The 14,894-nt window shown below is 64.1% G+C and carries 16 protein-coding genes; 10 read left to right on the top strand and 6 right to left on the bottom strand.

Annotated features, from left to right (window positions below):
- Nucleotides 1-5: 5 nt before the first annotated feature.
- A complete protein-coding gene (locus tag CXQ80_RS00185) occupies nt 6-323 on the bottom strand; it encodes a cell division protein ZapA (protein WP_101315271.1) in 318 nt (105 codons plus the stop codon).
- On the bottom strand, nt 320-529 hold the full coding sequence (locus CXQ80_RS00190; RefSeq protein WP_101315273.1) for a TIGR02449 family protein: 210 nt from the start codon (nt 527-529) through the stop codon (nt 320-322). The genes CXQ80_RS00185 and CXQ80_RS00190 overlap by 4 nt, the downstream gene beginning before the upstream one ends.
- A 153-nt stretch (nt 530-682) precedes the next feature.
- Here CXQ80_RS00190 and CXQ80_RS00195 point away from each other — a divergent pair, with 153 nt between their 5' ends.
- The 9 genes from CXQ80_RS00195 (at nt 683) to gcvH (ending at nt 10,077) form a co-directional block, all read left to right on the top strand.
- On the top strand, nt 683-1,237 hold the full coding sequence (locus CXQ80_RS00195; protein ID WP_101315275.1) for a YecA family protein: 555 nt from the start codon (nt 683-685) through the stop codon (nt 1,235-1,237).
- Nucleotides 1,238-1,257: 20 nt separating this feature from the next.
- Nucleotides 1,258-2,592 (top strand): Xaa-Pro aminopeptidase, encoded by a 1,335-nt coding sequence (gene pepP / locus CXQ80_RS00200; protein ID WP_101315277.1) that lies wholly within the window; start codon nt 1,258-1,260, stop codon nt 2,590-2,592.
- A complete protein-coding gene (gene ubiH, locus CXQ80_RS00205; RefSeq protein ID WP_101315279.1) occupies nt 2,589-3,788 on the top strand; it encodes a 2-octaprenyl-6-methoxyphenyl hydroxylase in 1,200 nt (399 codons plus the stop codon). Before pepP ends, ubiH begins: the two co-directional genes overlap by 4 nt.
- Nucleotides 3,785-4,267, top strand: a complete 483-nt coding sequence (locus CXQ80_RS00210) for a DUF4442 domain-containing protein (protein WP_101315281.1) — start codon at nt 3,785-3,787, stop codon at nt 4,265-4,267. The genes ubiH and CXQ80_RS00210 overlap by 4 nt, the downstream gene beginning before the upstream one ends.
- A gap of 3 nt (nt 4,268-4,270) precedes the next feature.
- Nucleotides 4,271-5,494 (top strand): 2-octaprenyl-3-methyl-6-methoxy-1,4-benzoquinol hydroxylase, encoded by a 1,224-nt coding sequence (locus CXQ80_RS00215; RefSeq protein ID WP_101315283.1) that lies wholly within the window; start codon nt 4,271-4,273, stop codon nt 5,492-5,494.
- Nucleotides 5,495-5,581: 87 nt separating this feature from the next.
- The gene (locus CXQ80_RS00220; protein WP_101315285.1) at nt 5,582-6,583 is read left to right on the top strand and encodes an extracellular solute-binding protein; all 1,002 of its coding nucleotides are present in this window, start codon (nt 5,582-5,584) and stop codon (nt 6,581-6,583) included.
- Nucleotides 6,584-6,811: 228 nt separating this feature from the next.
- Nucleotides 6,812-8,434: an iron ABC transporter permease gene (locus CXQ80_RS00225; protein WP_101315286.1), complete on the top strand. Its 1,623-nt coding sequence runs from the start codon at nt 6,812-6,814 to the stop codon at nt 8,432-8,434.
- Between the two features lie 124 nt (nt 8,435-8,558).
- Nucleotides 8,559-9,641 (top strand): glycine cleavage system aminomethyltransferase GcvT, encoded by a 1,083-nt coding sequence (gcvT, locus tag CXQ80_RS00230; RefSeq protein ID WP_101315288.1) that lies wholly within the window; start codon nt 8,559-8,561, stop codon nt 9,639-9,641.
- Between the two features lie 52 nt (nt 9,642-9,693).
- Nucleotides 9,694-10,077: a glycine cleavage system protein GcvH gene (gene gcvH / locus CXQ80_RS00235; RefSeq protein ID WP_101315290.1), complete on the top strand. Its 384-nt coding sequence runs from the start codon at nt 9,694-9,696 to the stop codon at nt 10,075-10,077.
- 99 nt (nt 10,078-10,176) lie between these two features.
- Here gcvH and CXQ80_RS00240 read toward each other — a convergent pair whose 3' ends face one another.
- The 3 genes from CXQ80_RS00240 to CXQ80_RS00250 form a co-directional block, all read right to left on the bottom strand.
- A complete protein-coding gene (locus CXQ80_RS00240) occupies nt 10,177-10,491 on the bottom strand; it encodes a DUF2388 domain-containing protein (protein WP_101315292.1) in 315 nt (104 codons plus the stop codon).
- 87 nt (nt 10,492-10,578) lie between these two features.
- Entirely contained in the window at nt 10,579-12,258 is a 1,680-nt protein-coding gene (locus CXQ80_RS00245) for a GspE/PulE family protein (protein ID WP_101315294.1), read from the bottom strand.
- A 212-nt stretch (nt 12,259-12,470) separates the two neighbouring features.
- Nucleotides 12,471-12,797: a hypothetical protein gene (locus tag CXQ80_RS00250; RefSeq protein ID WP_101315296.1), complete on the bottom strand. Its 327-nt coding sequence runs from the start codon at nt 12,795-12,797 to the stop codon at nt 12,471-12,473.
- Nucleotides 12,798-12,923: 126 nt separating this feature from the next.
- Between CXQ80_RS00250 and CXQ80_RS00255 the strand changes: the two genes are divergently transcribed.
- Nucleotides 12,924-13,394, top strand: a complete 471-nt coding sequence (locus CXQ80_RS00255; protein WP_101315298.1) for an Lrp/AsnC family transcriptional regulator — start codon at nt 12,924-12,926, stop codon at nt 13,392-13,394.
- Here the strand turns inward: CXQ80_RS00255 and CXQ80_RS00260 are convergent.
- Complete coding sequence (locus tag CXQ80_RS00260) at nt 13,383-14,777, bottom strand: inorganic triphosphatase (protein WP_101315300.1); 1,395 nt, start codon at nt 14,775-14,777, stop codon at nt 13,383-13,385. The two genes, CXQ80_RS00255 and CXQ80_RS00260, sit on opposite strands and share 12 nt — an antisense overlap.
- Nucleotides 14,778-14,894 lie beyond the last annotated feature (117 nt).

Below are 14,894 nucleotides of genomic sequence, written 5' to 3' on the forward strand. Positions count from 1 at the left end.
CGATCTCAGCCGTTTTTGGTACCCGTGTCGTCGGCCAATGCGCTGTCGACGCGCTCGAGCAGGTCACGCACCTGCTCACGGGTAGTACCGCCGCTGGCCACTTCAGGGGTTTCCTGGCGGTGGAGCATTTCGTGGGTAATGTTCAAGGCCGCCATCACCGCAATGCGATCGGCGCCGATGACTTTGCCGCTGCTGCGGATCTCGCGCATCTTGCCATCCAGATAGCGCGCGGCGCTGACCAGGTTGCTGCGCTCTTCGGGCGGGCAGATGATCGAGTAGTCTTTGTCGAGGATCTGTACGGTGACGCTATTGCTTGAACTCATGAGTCTTGCTCCAGGGCCTTGAGCCGCAAGATCATGGATTCGACCTTACGCCTTGCGATCTCATTTTTTTCAATGAGGTGGGCGCGCTCTTCGCGCCAGGAAGTTTCCTGCGCTAATAGGAGTGCATTTTGCCGTTTAAGTTGCTCGACGCGCTCGATCAGCAGCTCGAAACGGCTCATCAGCGCTTGCAGGTCGTTGTCTTGCATGGGGGGCACTCGTTTCGCTCCATCGTTTACGGCCTGGCCATGATGCCGGTGCCGGGCCTTGGGCGGCCAGTGCCGATGGTCTTGGCGCGCCTGCCGGTGCTAGGATACAAGGTCTTCATTCTAGACATTGCGCCGTCTGGCGCCTAGCAGCCCATGCCTAATACTCAATCGCCGTACACCGCTTTCGCCGCACTGCTCTCGAGCAATGGCCACCCTGTCTCCCCCGCCGAGCTGCACGGCCTGTTGATTGGCCGCAGCTGCGCCGGCGCAGGCTTCGATGCCGAGGCCTGGTTGGCCGACGCCGCCAACGCCCTCGAGGTCGAACCGAACGACTCTGTGCGCAACGCCTTGATCGGCCTGCAGGAGATGGTCAAGGCCGAACTCACCGGCGATGACGTCGCTCTGGTGCTGTTGCTGCCGGGGGATGAACAACCGCTGACCGAACGTGCCGCCGCCCTTGGCGAATGGTGCCAGGGCTTCATCGCCGGCTTCGGCTTGAACGCCGGTGGCAAGGACCTGTCCACCGAAGCCAAGGAAGTGCTGCAGGACCTGGTGGCGATTTCGCAGGTGCAAGACGCCCTGGAAGAATCCGAGGACGGCGAGAGCGACTACATGGAGGTCACCGAGTACCTGCGCGTCGCGCCGCTGCTGCTGTTCACCGAGCTGGCCGCGCCAGTTGCGCCTGCCCCCAAGCCATCGCTGCACTGATCAATCGGGGTCGTCTGCCCATGAGCCACATACCCAAGGCCGAGTATGCCCGTCGGCGCAAGGCGCTGATGGCGCAGATGGTCCCCAACAGCATCGCCATCCTGCCCGCCGCTGCGGTTGCCATTCGCAACCGTGATGTCGAGCACGTGTACCGTCAGGACAGCGACTTCCAGTACCTCAGCGGCTTTCCCGAGCCTGAGGCGGTCATTGTTCTGATCCCCGGTCGCGAGCATGGCGAATACGTGCTGTTCTGCCGTGAACGTAACCCGGAGCGCGAGCTGTGGGACGGCTTGCGTGCCGGTCAGGAAGGTGCCCTGCGCGAGTATGGCGCGGACGATGCATTTCCGATTACCGACATCGACGAGATCCTGCCGGGCCTGATCGAAGGCCGCGAGCGGGTGTACACGGCGATGGGCAGCAACCCTGAGTTCGACCGGCGCTTGATGGACTGGATCAACCTGATTCGCTCCAAGGCCCGCCTCGGTGCGCAGCCGCCCAACGAGTTCGTTGCGCTGGATCATCTGCTGCACGACATGCGCCTGTATAAATCGGCAGCAGAAGTGAAGGTCATGCGCGCCGCTGCGGCGATTTCTGCACGGGCCCATGTGCGGGCGATGCAGGCCTGCCGGGCGGGGCTTTACGAATACAGCCTGGAGGCCGAGCTCGATTACGAGTTTCGCAAGGGCGGGGCGAAGATGCCGGCCTATGGCTCGATCGTCGCTGCTGGGCGTAATGGCTGCATCCTGCACTATCAGCAGAACGACGCCGTGCTCAAGGACGGCGACCTGGTGCTGATCGATGCCGGCTGTGAAATCGACTGCTATGCCAGCGACATCACCCGCACGTTCCCGGTCAGCGGGCGTTTTTCTGCTGAGCAGAAAGCCATCTACGAGCTGGTGCTCGAAGCCCAGGCTGCGGCCTTTGCCGAGATCGCCCCAGGCAAGCACTGGAACCACGCCCATGAGGCGACGGTGCGAGTGATTACTGCAGGCCTGGTGCGGCTGGGCTTGCTCAAGGGCGAAGTGCAGGCGCTGATCGACAGCGAGGCCTACCGCGCGTTCTACATGCACCGCGCCGGGCACTGGCTGGGGATGGATGTGCACGATGTCGGCGAGTACAAGGTCGGCGGCCAGTGGCGGGTGCTCGAAGTGGGCATGGCGCTGACCGTCGAACCCGGCATTTACATCGGCGCCGACAATCAGGCCGTGGCCAAGAAGTGGCGCGGTATCGGCATCAGGATCGAGGACGACGTGGTGGTTACCAGGCAGGGCTGTGAAATTCTTACCTCCGGCGTGCCGCGGACGGTTGCCGAGATCGAGGCGCTGATGACCGCTGCCCGCGAGCAGGCGGCATGAGCCGGGTCAACCTGGCAATCATCGGCGGCGGCCTGGTCGGCGCCAGCCTGGCGCTGGCGCTGCAGGCTGGGGCCAAGGCGCGTGGCTGGAAAATCCTGCTGATCGAGCCGTTCGCCCCTGGCGATGCGTTTCAGCCAAGCTACGATGCGCGCTCGTCGGCGTTGTCGTTCGGCACCCGGCAGATCTACCAGCAGTTGGGCCTGTGGCCGGCCATCAGCCAGCGCGCCGAGCCGATTCTGCAGATTCACGTGTCCGACCGCGGTCGCTTTGGCGCCACCCGCCTGGACGCCAGCGAAGAAGGCGTGCCGGCGCTGGGCTATGTGGTGGAAAACGCCTGGCTCGGCCAGTGCCTGTGGCAGGGCCTGGACCCGGAAGTGGTGAGCTGGCGATGCCCGGCCGAGGTCAAGGCGATGCAGCCGATCGAAGGCGGTTACCGCTTGCAGCTGGATGACGACACCAGCCTTGAGTGTGACCTGGCTGTGCTGGCTGACGGTGGTCGCTCGGGCTTGCGCGAGCAGTTGGGCATCCATGTGCAGCGCCGGCCTTATCAGCAGAGTGCCTTGATCGCCAATATCACCCCCGGTGAGGCCCACGGCGGTCAGGCCTTCGAGCGCTTTACCGAACAGGGGCCTATGGCTTTGCTGCCATTGCCGGACAACCGCTGCGCGCTGGTCTGGACCCGCCAGGGGATGGACGCCAAGCGCCTGGCCGAGATCGACGAGCGCAACTTCCTCGCCGAGCTGCAGCAGGTCTTTGGCTACCGCCTCGGCGCACTGCGCCAGGTTGGCGCGCGGCATCTGTACCCGTTGGCGCTGGTGGCTGCCAGCGAGCAGGTGCGCCCGCATCTGGTGGTCCTCGGCAATGCCGCGCACAGCCTGCACCCGATTGCCGGGCAGGGCTTCAACCTGTCGCTACGCGATGTGCAGGCGCTGGCTGAAGGCTTGCTGGCCGGCCCGCAGCACCCCGGCGACCTGGCGACCCTGCAGACCTATCAGCAGCGGCAGCAACTCGACCAGAGCCTGACCATCGGCTTCTCCGATCAGGTCACGCGGATGTTCGGCAGCAGACAGCCGTTGCTGGCCACCGGACGCAACCTGGGTTTGCTTGGCCTTGATCTGTTGCCACCGGCCAAGCGCTGGTTCGCCCGCCAGGCGATGGGCCTGGGCACCCGCAGCGATCTGCGGGGCCGCCTGTGAGCGATTCGCGTCGGCTGGCGCGCAAGGCCCGCATGCTGCGCTGGTTGCTGAATATCTACCCGCCGTACCTGGGTGCTGGTATTCGGGTGCAGCAGATCAGCCCCGACATGAGCCACATCAAAGTGCGCATGAAGCTCACCCGCTGGAACCGCAACTACGTCGGCACCCAGTTCGGCGGCAGCCTGTATTCGATGGTCGACCCGTTCTACATGCTGTTGCTGATCGAGCGTCTGGGCAGCGAGTACATTGTCTGGGACAAGGCCGCCAGCATCGATTTCATCTCACCGGGCAAAGGCCCGGTGTATGCCGAGTTCAACGTCGATGACGCGCTGCTGGCCGAGATTCGCCAGCACACCGCCAGCGGCAAGAAGTACCTGCCGCGGCTGCAGGTCGACATCCGCGACGGTGCCGGTGAACTGGTGGCGCGGGTCGATAAAACTCTTTATGTACGGCTCAAGCCGCAAGTGAGGCAGGCGTAAGGCATGGAAACGCGCGCAGATGTACTGATTGTCGGTGCCGGTATGGTCGGCAGCGCCCTGGCCCTGGCATTGCGCCACAGCGGCCTGCAAGTTGTCCTGCTCGACGGCGGCCCATTGTCGGTCAAGCCGTTTGACCAGCAAGCCGCGTTCGAGCCGCGGGTCAGTGCCTTGTCGGCAGCCAGCCAGCGCATCCTCGAGCGCCTCGGCGCTTGGGATGGCATCGTCGCCCGGCGCTTGTCGCCGTACACCGACATGCACGTGTGGGACGGCAGCGGCACCGGCCAGATCCACTTCTCGGCGGCCAGTGTGCACGCCGACCTGCTGGGCCACATCGTCGAAAACCGGGTAGTCCAGGACGGCCTGCTGGAGCGCTTGCTCGACAGCGACATCGGCCTGCTGGCCAATGCCCGCCTGGAGCAGATGCGCCGCTCCGGTGATGAGTGGCTGCTGACCCTGGCCGATGGCCGTCGCCTGCGCGCACCACTGGTCATCGCTGCCGATGGCGCCAACTCGGCGGTGCGCCACCTGACCGGCTGCGAAACCCGCGAGTGGGACTACCTGCACCAAGCCATCGTCACCAGCGTGCGCTGCAGCGAGGCGCACCAGGCCACCGCCTGGCAGCGCTTCACCGACGAGGGGCCGCTGGCCTTTCTGCCGCTGGCGCGTGATGGCGGCCAGCAGTGGTGCTCGATCGTCTGGTCGACTACCCCAGAGCAGGCCGAGCAACTGATGAAGCAGGATGATGCCGCCTTCGTCGAGGCGCTGCAGCGCGCCTTTGAGGGGCGTCTGGGTCAGGTCCTTGAGGTTGACCCTCGGGTCTGCGTGCCGCTGCGCCAGCGCCACGCCAAGCGCTATGTGGCTGAAGGTCTGGCATTGATCGGCGATGCCGCCCACGTGATTCACCCGCTGGCCGGGCAAGGCGTCAACCTGGGCTTGCTTGATGCCGCCGTATTGGCCGAAGAACTGGTACGGGCCTGCGAGCGCGGCGAGCGGTTGGCGGATGTGAAGGTACTGAGCCGCTACGAGCGCCGGCGCATGCCGCACAACCTGGCGCTGATGGCGGCTATGGAGGGCTTCGAGCGGCTGTTCCAGGCCAATCCGTTGCCGCTGCGCTGGCTGCGCAACAGCGGTTTGAAGCTGGTCGAGCAGTTGCCTGAGGCCAAGGCGCTGTTCGTACGGCAGGCGCTGGGCTTGTCTGGCGATCTGCCGGAATTGGCCCGGCCCTGACTGCAACATCTGGTAACTGCTCAGCGGGTGAGCTGCTTAATGGTATTCACTACCATTCGCAGCTCAATCACCCGCGAGGAATACCCGATGTTGCCACGCAAGCACCTACTGGCCGCCCTGGCCCTGACCCTGTTCGGCGGCACTGTGCAGGCGGCGGACGAAGTGGTGGTGTACTCCTCGCGCATCGATGAGCTGATCAAGCCGGTGTTCGACGCCTACACGGCCAAGACCGGGGTCAAGATCAAGTTCATCACCGACAAGGAAGCGCCGCTGATGCAGCGCATCAAGGCCGAGGGCCAGAACGGCGTGGCTGACCTGCTGTTGACCGTGGATGCCGGCAACCTCTGGCAGGCCGAGCAGATGGGCATTTTGCAGCCGATCAAGTCGGACGTCATCGACGCCAACATCCCCCCTCAGTACCGCGCCAAGTCCCATGACTGGACCGGTCTGAGCCTGCGTGCGCGGACCATCGTCTACTCCACCGAGCGGGTCAAACCGAGCGAGCTGAGCACCTACGAGGCGCTGGCCGACAAGCAGTGGGAAGGGCGCCTGTGCCTGCGCACTGCGAAAAAGGTCTACAACCAGTCGCTGACCGCGACCATGATCGAGACTCACGGCGAGGCCAAGACCGAGCAGATCATCAAGGGCTGGGTCGGCAACCTGTCCACTGACGTGTTCTCCGATGACACCGCTGTGCTACAGGCCATCGAAGCCGGCCAGTGCGACGTGGGCGTGGTCAACACCTACTACTACGGCCGCCTGCACAAGCAGCAGCCCGATCTGCCGATCAAGCTGTTCTGGCCGAATCAGGGTGACCGTGGCGTGCATATCAACCTCTCGGGCATTGGCCTGACCAAGCATGCGCCGCACCCGGAGGCGGCGAAAAAACTGGTGGAGTGGATGACCGGCGAAGAAGCGCAAAAGCTGTTTGCCGACATCAACCAGGAGTTCCCGGCCAACCCACAGGTCAAGCCATCGGCTGAAGTGGCCGCCTGGGGCACGTTCAAGGCCGACAGCCTGCCGGTGGAAGTGGCCGGCAAGCGCCAAGCAGAGGCGATTCGCCTGATGGATCGGGCTGGCTGGAACTAAACGCCAGGCTTTATGCTTGAAATTCCCTTCGGGGTGATGCCGGTCAGTTAAGCCAATGGGGCTGCTCTGCAGCCCTTCGCGGCGGTCCGGCGTCCCGGCAATCCCGCTCCCACAGGTAAAACGCTGGAGTCAGACTTCGCGCGTTCCCTATGGGAGCGGGCTTGCCGGGACGCCGGACCGCCGCGAAGGGCCGTAAAGCAGCCCCAACTCATAAACGAGACTCTGGATTTGTCCCACGCTCCCCAACGCCGCTGGTATCTGCCGGTCGGCCTGATCGCCGCTCTGGTACTCCTGCCGCTGAGTGTTCTGCTGCTGTCATGGCAGTCGATCGATATGCAGATCTGGTCGCACCTGCTCGACACCCAAATGAGCCGTCTGCTGGGCAATACCCTGACCCTGGTGCTTGGCGTGGGCATCGGCGTTACCGTGCTTGGGGTGAGCCTTGCCTGGCTCACCAGCCTGTGCGAGTTCCCCGGGCGGCGCTGGCTCGACTGGGCCTTGATGCTGCCGTTCGCCATTCCGGCCTATGTGCTGGCGTTCGTATTCGTTGGCCTGCTGGATTTCGCCGGGCCGGTGCAGAGCGCCCTGCGTGAGCTGTTCGGGCCGATGCGCCTGCCGCGCGTGCGCTCGACCGGCGGGGTAATCACCGTGCTGGTGCTGGTGTTCTACCCCTACGTGTATCTGCTCGCGCGCAGCGCTTTCATGGCTCAGGGCAAAGGCCTGATGGAAGCAGCGCGGGTCCTGGGCCTTTCGCCGGTGCAGGCGTTCTGGCGGGTTGCGTTGCCGATGGCGCGGCCCGCCATCGGCGCCGGTATCGCCCTGGCGCTGATGGAAACCCTGGCGGATTTCGGCGCCGTAGCGGTGTTCAACTTCGACACCTTCACCACCGCCATCTACAAGACCTGGTACGGCTTCTTCAGCCTGTCCAGCGCGGCCCAGCTGGCCAGTTTGCTGCTGTTGGTGGTGATGCTGGTGCTGTATGGCGAACGCCGCGCTCGCGGTGCCAGCCGCAGCGGTAACGAGCGGCCACGGGTGCAGGCGTTGTATCACCTGCGCGGGCTCAAGGCGTGGGCGGCCAGCGGCTGGTGTCTGCTGGTGTTCGCCTGCGCCTTCGTCATCCCGCTGCTGCAACTGCTGGTGTGGTTCTGGCAGCGTGGCCGGCACGACCTTGATGAGCGCTATGTCGGCCTGGTCATGCACACCCTGTACCTTGGCGCGATGGCGGCACTGATCACGGTCAGCGCGGCGTTACTGCTGGCGTTTGCCCGCCGCCAGGCACCGACCGGGGCTATCCGCGCTGGTGTTGGCCTGGCCAACCTGGGTTATGCCTTGCCCGGCTCGGTGCTGGCGGTGTCGATCATGCTGGCGTTCAGTTACCTCGACAATCAACTGGTGGTGCCGCTGTCGCAATGGCTGGGCGGTGCCGGCCGGCCGTTGCTGCTGGGCAGCCTGGCGGCATTGTTGCTGGCCTATCTGATGCGCTTTATCGCGGTCGCCTATGGCCCGCTGGAAAGCAGCCTTGAGCGGATTCGCCCGTCACTGCCGGAAGCCTCGCGCAGCCTCGGCGTCGGCGGGCCGAGATTGTTTTTCAAGGTTTATCTGCCGTTGCTGGTACCGGGCGCTCTCAGCGCTGCCTTGCTGGTGTTCGTCGATGTGCTCAAGGAGATGCCGGCAACCTTGCTGATGCGCCCGTTCGGCTGGGATACCCTTGCCGTGCGGGTGTTCGAGATGACCAGCGAGGGCGAGTGGGCACGCGCTTCGCTGCCCGCGCTGACGCTGGTGCTGGTCGGCCTGTTGCCGGTCATCGGCCTGATACGCCGTTCGGCCCGTCGCCCGGGTCAGACTCACTGAGGATGCCAGTCCGCGCCCTTGCCGCTACAATGCGCGCCATTCGCTGCGGCGGGTCCTACAAGATCAGGTGACGATTAAACGTCGCCGACCGTCGCCGCTTCGCCACGCCCGGAAGGAGAAACCCATGGGACAGCGCACACCTTTGTACGACTGGCATTTGGCGCTAGGCGCCAAGATGGTCGACTTTGGCGGTTGGGACATGCCCCTGCACTATGGCTCGCAAGTCGAGGAGCACCATCAGGTGCGCGCTGACTGCGGCGTATTCGACGTCTCGCACATGACGGTGATCGATGTCGATGGCCCAGCAGCCACACGCTGCTTGCAGTACCTGCTGGCCAATGACGTGGCCCGCCTCGGCAGTACAGGCAAGGCGCTCTACAGCACCCTGCTGAATGAACAGGGCGGGGTAGTCGACGACCTCATCGTGTATCGCACCGAAGCGGGCTACCGGCTGGTGGCCAATGCCGCTACCCGAGCCAAGGTCGTCGCCTGGCTGCAGGCGCACAGCGCCGGCTACGAGGTCAACGTCACGCCACGTCCGGAGCTGGCCATTATCGCCATCCAGGGCCCCCGTGCTCGCGACAAGGTGGCTGAACTGGTGTCCTGGTCGCGCGCAGCGCTGATCCGTGAGCTGCAGCCATTCGAAGGCGTGGCCGAGGGCGATTGGTTCATCGCGCGCACCGGCTACACGGGCGAAGACGGCCTGGAGATCATTCTGCCCGCCGAACAAGCCCCGGTTTTTTTCAATGACCTGGTTGGCGCCGGTATCGCCCCAAGTGGCCTCGGCGCGCGCGATACCTTGCGTCTGGAAGCCGGCATGAACCTGTACGGCCAGGACATCGACGAGCAGCACACCCCACAGACCTCCAACCTCGGCTGGTGTATTGCCTGGCAGCCGGCCGAGCGCGAGTTCATCGGCCGCAGTGCGCTGCTCAATGAAATCGAGCACGGCGTGCAGGAAAAACTGGTTGGGCTGGTGCTCGAAGAACGCGGCGTGCTGCGTGCCCATCAGGTAGTTCGCGTCGCCGGGATTGGCGAAGGGGAGATCACCAGTGGTAGTTTCTCTCCTACGCTGAGCAAGTCGATTGCCCTGGCGCGTGTGCCGATGGCCACCGGCGAGCGCGCCGAGGTCGAAATTCGCGGCAAGTGGTACCCGGTGCGGGTGGTCAAACCGACCTTCGTGCGCCACGGCAAGATTCTTATCTGAACAATTACCTGGCGGGTCGACCGCTGATCCCTGACATCGAGGACCCTACGACATGAGCAATATTCCCGCCGAACTGCGTTTTGCCGAAAGCCACGAATGGGCACGGCTGGAAGCCGATGGCACGGTAACCGTTGGCATCAGCGATCACGCCCAGGAGGCTCTGGGTGACGTGGTTTTCGTTGAGCTGGCTGAAGTTGGCAAAGTGTTCGCAGCAGGCGACGCTGCTGGCGTGGTCGAGTCGGTCAAGGCCGCATCGGATATCTACGCGCCGGTGTCGGGCGAAGTGATTGCGGTCAACGAAGCCTTGGCGGACAGCCCCGAATCGCTCAACGACAGCCCTTATGAGTCGTGGATCTTCAAACTCAAGCCGGCCAACACTGCCGAGCTGGACAAGCTGCTCGACGCCGCTGGCTACAAGGCCGCTATCGGCGAGTAATCGCCTCCACTGCGGCGCTTATCGCTCCTGGGCCGGCACGGCTGGCCCAGGAGCGGTCGCTATCACTCAGTCGCCACCATCGGTAGCAACAGCGCGGGCTTATTCAGCTACAGCGTTTTTGGCCAGGATGGCATTGGCCAGTTGCATGTCGCTTGCCTCCAGGCCTGGATTGTCGGCTCGTACCTGACGCATCGCAGCTTCAAGGAACGGCCCGCGAATAGCCCCGTCACTGGCAACGAAGCTGCCGGCATCGTCCTGCGCAGCGACGATCATCTTGTGATCCTTGAACGTCAGGTAGGTCGACGCAGTAGTTGCACCGGACGAGATGACGTTGTGCCAGAAACTGTCGGCCATGGCCGAGCCAACGGGCAGCGAAAGCAGGACAGCGGCGGCGATGGCTGTTTTGAAACGCATGCTGAAGTACCTAGGAGGGTGGGCGGATAATGCTTGCTTGGATGCTCGATACACAGGCCAAGTTCCTTGCGCGCTAAGGAATATTCGTCAGCTGCAGACGCTCAGCACTTCACTCAGACTGGTCAGCCCGCGGGCGATCTTGGCCTCACCGTCGCTGCGCAGATCGCGCAGGCCATCGCGCAGGGCATGCTGACGCAGCTCCGCCAGGTCGGTCGCCGGGCCAATTCTGCCGAGAAAGGCTGCACCCGGTGTGAGCAGCTCAAATAGCCCGATACGGCCCAGGTAACCGGTACTTCGGCATGCCCGACAGGGTATGGGCGGCTGCGTTGACTGGCCTTTGCAGGTGGCGCACAGGGTGCGCACCAAGCGCTGGGCCATCACCCCGATCAACGTGGCTTTGATCAGGTAATCGGCAACGCCCAGCTCTTGCAGGCGAACAATCGCTGCGCAGGCATCGTTGGTGTGCAGGGTCGACAACACCAGATGGCCGGTCAGCGCTGCCTGCATGGCCACCTGAGCGGTTTCACGGTCGCGAATCTCACCAATCATGATGATGTCCGGGTCTTGCCGCAGCAGGGCGCGCACGCCGTTGGCAAAGCCCAGATCAAGGCTGGGCTGCACCTGCAGCTGGTTGAAAGCGGGTTCCAGCCGCTCGATCGGGTCTTCGATGGTGCACAGGTTGACCTCAGGCGTGGCCAACCGCTTGAGGCTCGCGTACAGCGTGCTGGTCTTGCCCGAGCCGGTCGGCCCGGTTACCAGAATGATGCCCTGACGCTGGCGCAGCAGTGCCTGCCAGCGGTGCCGCAGCTCGCCGTCGAGGCCGAGCCGGTCGAAGTCCTCATGCAACTGCTGCGGGTCGAACAGGCGCAGCACCAGCTTTTCGCCAAATGGGGTGGGCAGGGTCGACAGGCGCAGCTCGACTTCCATCTCGCCGGCCAGCCGCGTCTTCAGGCGACCGTCCTGCGGTCGGCGTTTCTCCGCAACATCCATGCGGCCAAGATGCTTGAGGCGGCTCACCAGCGCCAGGGTCACGGCCAGCGGAAAGGCATACACCGTGTGCAGCAGGCCGTCGATGCGATAGCGCAGCTGGCCTTGTTCACGGCGCGGTTCGAGGTGGATATCGCTGGCGCGCTGCTCGATCGCGTACTGCAGCAGCCAGTCGACGATATGCACGATGTGCGCATCCTCCGCGCCAGCCTCGCCCTGGCGCTTGCCCAACTCCAGCAACTGTTCAAGCTCGCCCAGGCTGGCATCCTGTTGCAGGCCGGCACCCTGCACCGAGTGGGCCAGGCGGAACAGGCTCTGGCTCAGTTGGCGAATGTGCACCGGGCTGGCCAGCACGCGCTGGACGCGCTTGCCCAGGCTGCGTGCCAGATCATGCTCCCACTCACGCTGAAAGGGCTGCGCACTGGCCACGGTGACGCTGTGCACATCGACCGCCAGAGCGAGGATGCCATGGCGGTCGGCGAAGGCGCGCGAGATCAGGCTGCCGACCTGGGCCAGGTCGATCTGCAGCGGGTCGAGCCGGACGAAGGGCTGCTGCACGACATCGGCCAGCCATTGGCACAGGCTGTCCAGATCGAGGACATGGCCGGGGCGCTGCTGATCGCTGAGGTTCAGGCTGGCGATAATTTCGAGCGGGTGGCTGCTGCACTGGTTTGGCTGCTCAAGGGCGCGCAGGACGTCACCGGGTTGCAGGCGGTGGTCGGCGAGCAGAGCGTCGAGGAGGCGTTTGAGGTCGAGGTCGTGGCTGTCTTGGGTATGCATCGCGGCGGCGTCCGTGCCGAAAAGGTACAGGCAAGGCTAGCCGTCTGGACAGCTTTGGCGTCGATGCAACGATTGCGGGGTTTTACTGGCTGAAACTTGTGTCGTATTCAGTAAATTGGGGCCGCTTTGCGCCCCTTCGCGGGTGAACCCGCTCCCACCGGGACTTGTAGCGCCGCCTAAACCTGTAGGCTGCGAAGCAGGCCCAGCACCTATCAGCCCGCTGCTACGCCTTGCAACTGCGGCAAGTTGCTCAGCTCGACTTCGCCGACACAAACCAGATTGCGCAGCTTCTGGGCGATGACTTCCGCGCGATGCCAGCTCAAACCATCGATGCCGATTTCCAGCTCAAGCCAGTCGCCCTGTTGACGCATCTGCACACTATTGGGCGTGAGGAACTGCATCGCGAACAGGTTCAGCACTCGGCACAGGCTGTCTGGCTCGGCCTCGGCTTGCAGTTGATAACGCACGTGGCTGTGCGCCGCGCTGGCGGCCCAGACGTCGGAGCGGGGCAGGGTGTCGGGCCGTTCAAGTGCGTTCATGTGATTCTCCTCCAGGACGGAAGAAATTCTGCCACGCGGCAGGTGGCATTTTTTCGCTATGATTGAGACGATTTGTCAGCTAGGCAGATTGATCTATTCGCCTATTGGCGGCTTGGAGAATAATTAATGCAAAGCGAACTGGACGCCTATGACCGGCGCATCCTTCAGCTGCTACAAGAGGATGCTTCATTGTCCAGCGCGCAGATTGCCGAACGCGTCGGCCTGTCGCAGTCACCCTGCTGGCGGCGTATTCAACGGCTGAAGGAAGAAGGGGTGATTCGCGCTCAGGTGACCCTGCTCGACCGCAAGAAGGTCGGTCTGAATACACAGATCTTTGCCGAGGTGAAGCTCAACGCCCACGGGCGGTCCAACTTCGCCGGCTTTACCGAAGCGATCCGTGAATTCCCCGAGGTGCTGGAATGTTACGTGCTGATGGGGTCGGTCGACTTCCTGTTGCGCATTGTCACCCCGGACATCGAAGCTTACGAACGATTCTTCTTCGAAAAGCTGTCGAATGTGCCGGGGATCCAGGAGGTCAACTCGATCGTGGCCTTGTCCGAAATAAAGTCCACGACCAGCCTGCCGTTAGCGCGTTGACGGCGACTTGAGCAGGTGCTTCCAGGCGCGGTTCTGCTCGATCGCACGGGCCTGCTCGACGCGGGCGATCAGCAGTTCGTCGTTCTCTTCCTCGCCCAACGGCTGCTCAGCCAGCTTGTGCAGCTTGTTCAGCTCGCCATAGAGGCGATCCATTTGCGGCACGTCGAGCACCTGGCGGGCGTGGCGCAGCCAGGTCAGCAGGGTTTCGATGCGTGGCAACTGCTCGCCAAGGTCTTCCGGCTGCTGCACATAACGCTCTTGCAGCTTCAGCGCGCGGGCTTCTTCGCCGACCAGGTGTTGCAGCCAGTTGGCCAGCTGCGCCTTGCCCTGGCGTTCGCCACGGCCTTTGCGCTCGACGGTCCAGGCGCGGGCCAGCAGCCAGCGTGAGGTTTCCAGCGAGAACTGGCCCCAGCGTGGGTCTTCCAGCTCTTCGCTGAACTGCTCGGGCGCGGCGCGGCGGACGTCTTCGTCGTCGTTACCGGCCTGTACCAGCGGGCGCCAGTCTTCCAGCAGCGCGTCGAGGCTGGCGCGCAGGACGCTGGTGGTCGCGCGCGGCGCGGCCTGGCCCATGCTGCCGGCCAGGGCGCGCAGCTCGCTCAGGCACTGCACCCAGTCCTGCAGCAGGCGCCAGTGGCCGCTGTGGCGGTACTGCTCGGCCAGCCGTTGGCTGCTCGCCAGCAACTGCCAGGCCAGGGCGGTGAAGGCATCGTCGACCGGCATTTCGGCGTCGAGCTCGGCGCTCGGCAGGTCCAGCTCGTAGCTGTCTGGCTCAAGCAGGCGATAGCCGCGCTCGGCCTTGCTGATGTCGCAGGGCATCAAGGGCAGGCTCGCGGCCAGCTCGGCGGCCAGTTCCAGCAGGGCTTCGGCGGAACCTTCGCGCAGCTCAAGCTCCAGCTCGCAGATTTCTTCCTTGCGCTTGCCAGCGATGACAAAGCCTTGGTCCAGCGCTGCTTCGATAACCACTTTGGCCTTGCCGCGGCCCCAGGAGATCTCGGCGAACTCGCGGGTGAAGTCGGTGGTGAACAGCGGTTTGATGGTCTTTTTGTCGAGCTCGGCGAGTTGCTCGGGCCAGCAGCTGGCGTCGAGTTTTTTCAGGTCGAGCTTGGCTTTTTCCAGCGGCCACTCGAATTCGTTGCGCTCAGACAGGCCTGCGACGCTCTGGCCACGGCACTTGAGGGTCTGGATGACGGCATCGCCATCGCGGCGTAGACGCAGGGCGACACGCGCGGCGGACAGCTCACGCTCAGGGGTGTCGAAGTACTGGTTGAGCAGTTCGCGGGTCTGCCAGCCGGACTTGTTGCGCTTCTTCAGCAGGGGGTGCTCACGAAGGGCGGTGAGAGTCTCGCGGCTGGCGCGGAGTTTGAGTTCGGTTTCTTTGTGCATCGCGGGCTCGAAGGAGGGGCATCGTTGCAAGGCAGTCTACAGCAGTCAGCCGTGCTGCTGTGATCCGACTGGTCGGTTGCCCCGGTGCAGCGGCCTTGCGCCGTCTACGTCAGGCGT

The sequence above is a fragment of the Pseudomonas sp. 02C 26 genome (assembly GCF_002843585.1).
In the GTDB taxonomy this organism is placed as follows: Bacteria; Pseudomonadota; Gammaproteobacteria; order Pseudomonadales; family Pseudomonadaceae; genus Aquipseudomonas; species Aquipseudomonas shirazensis.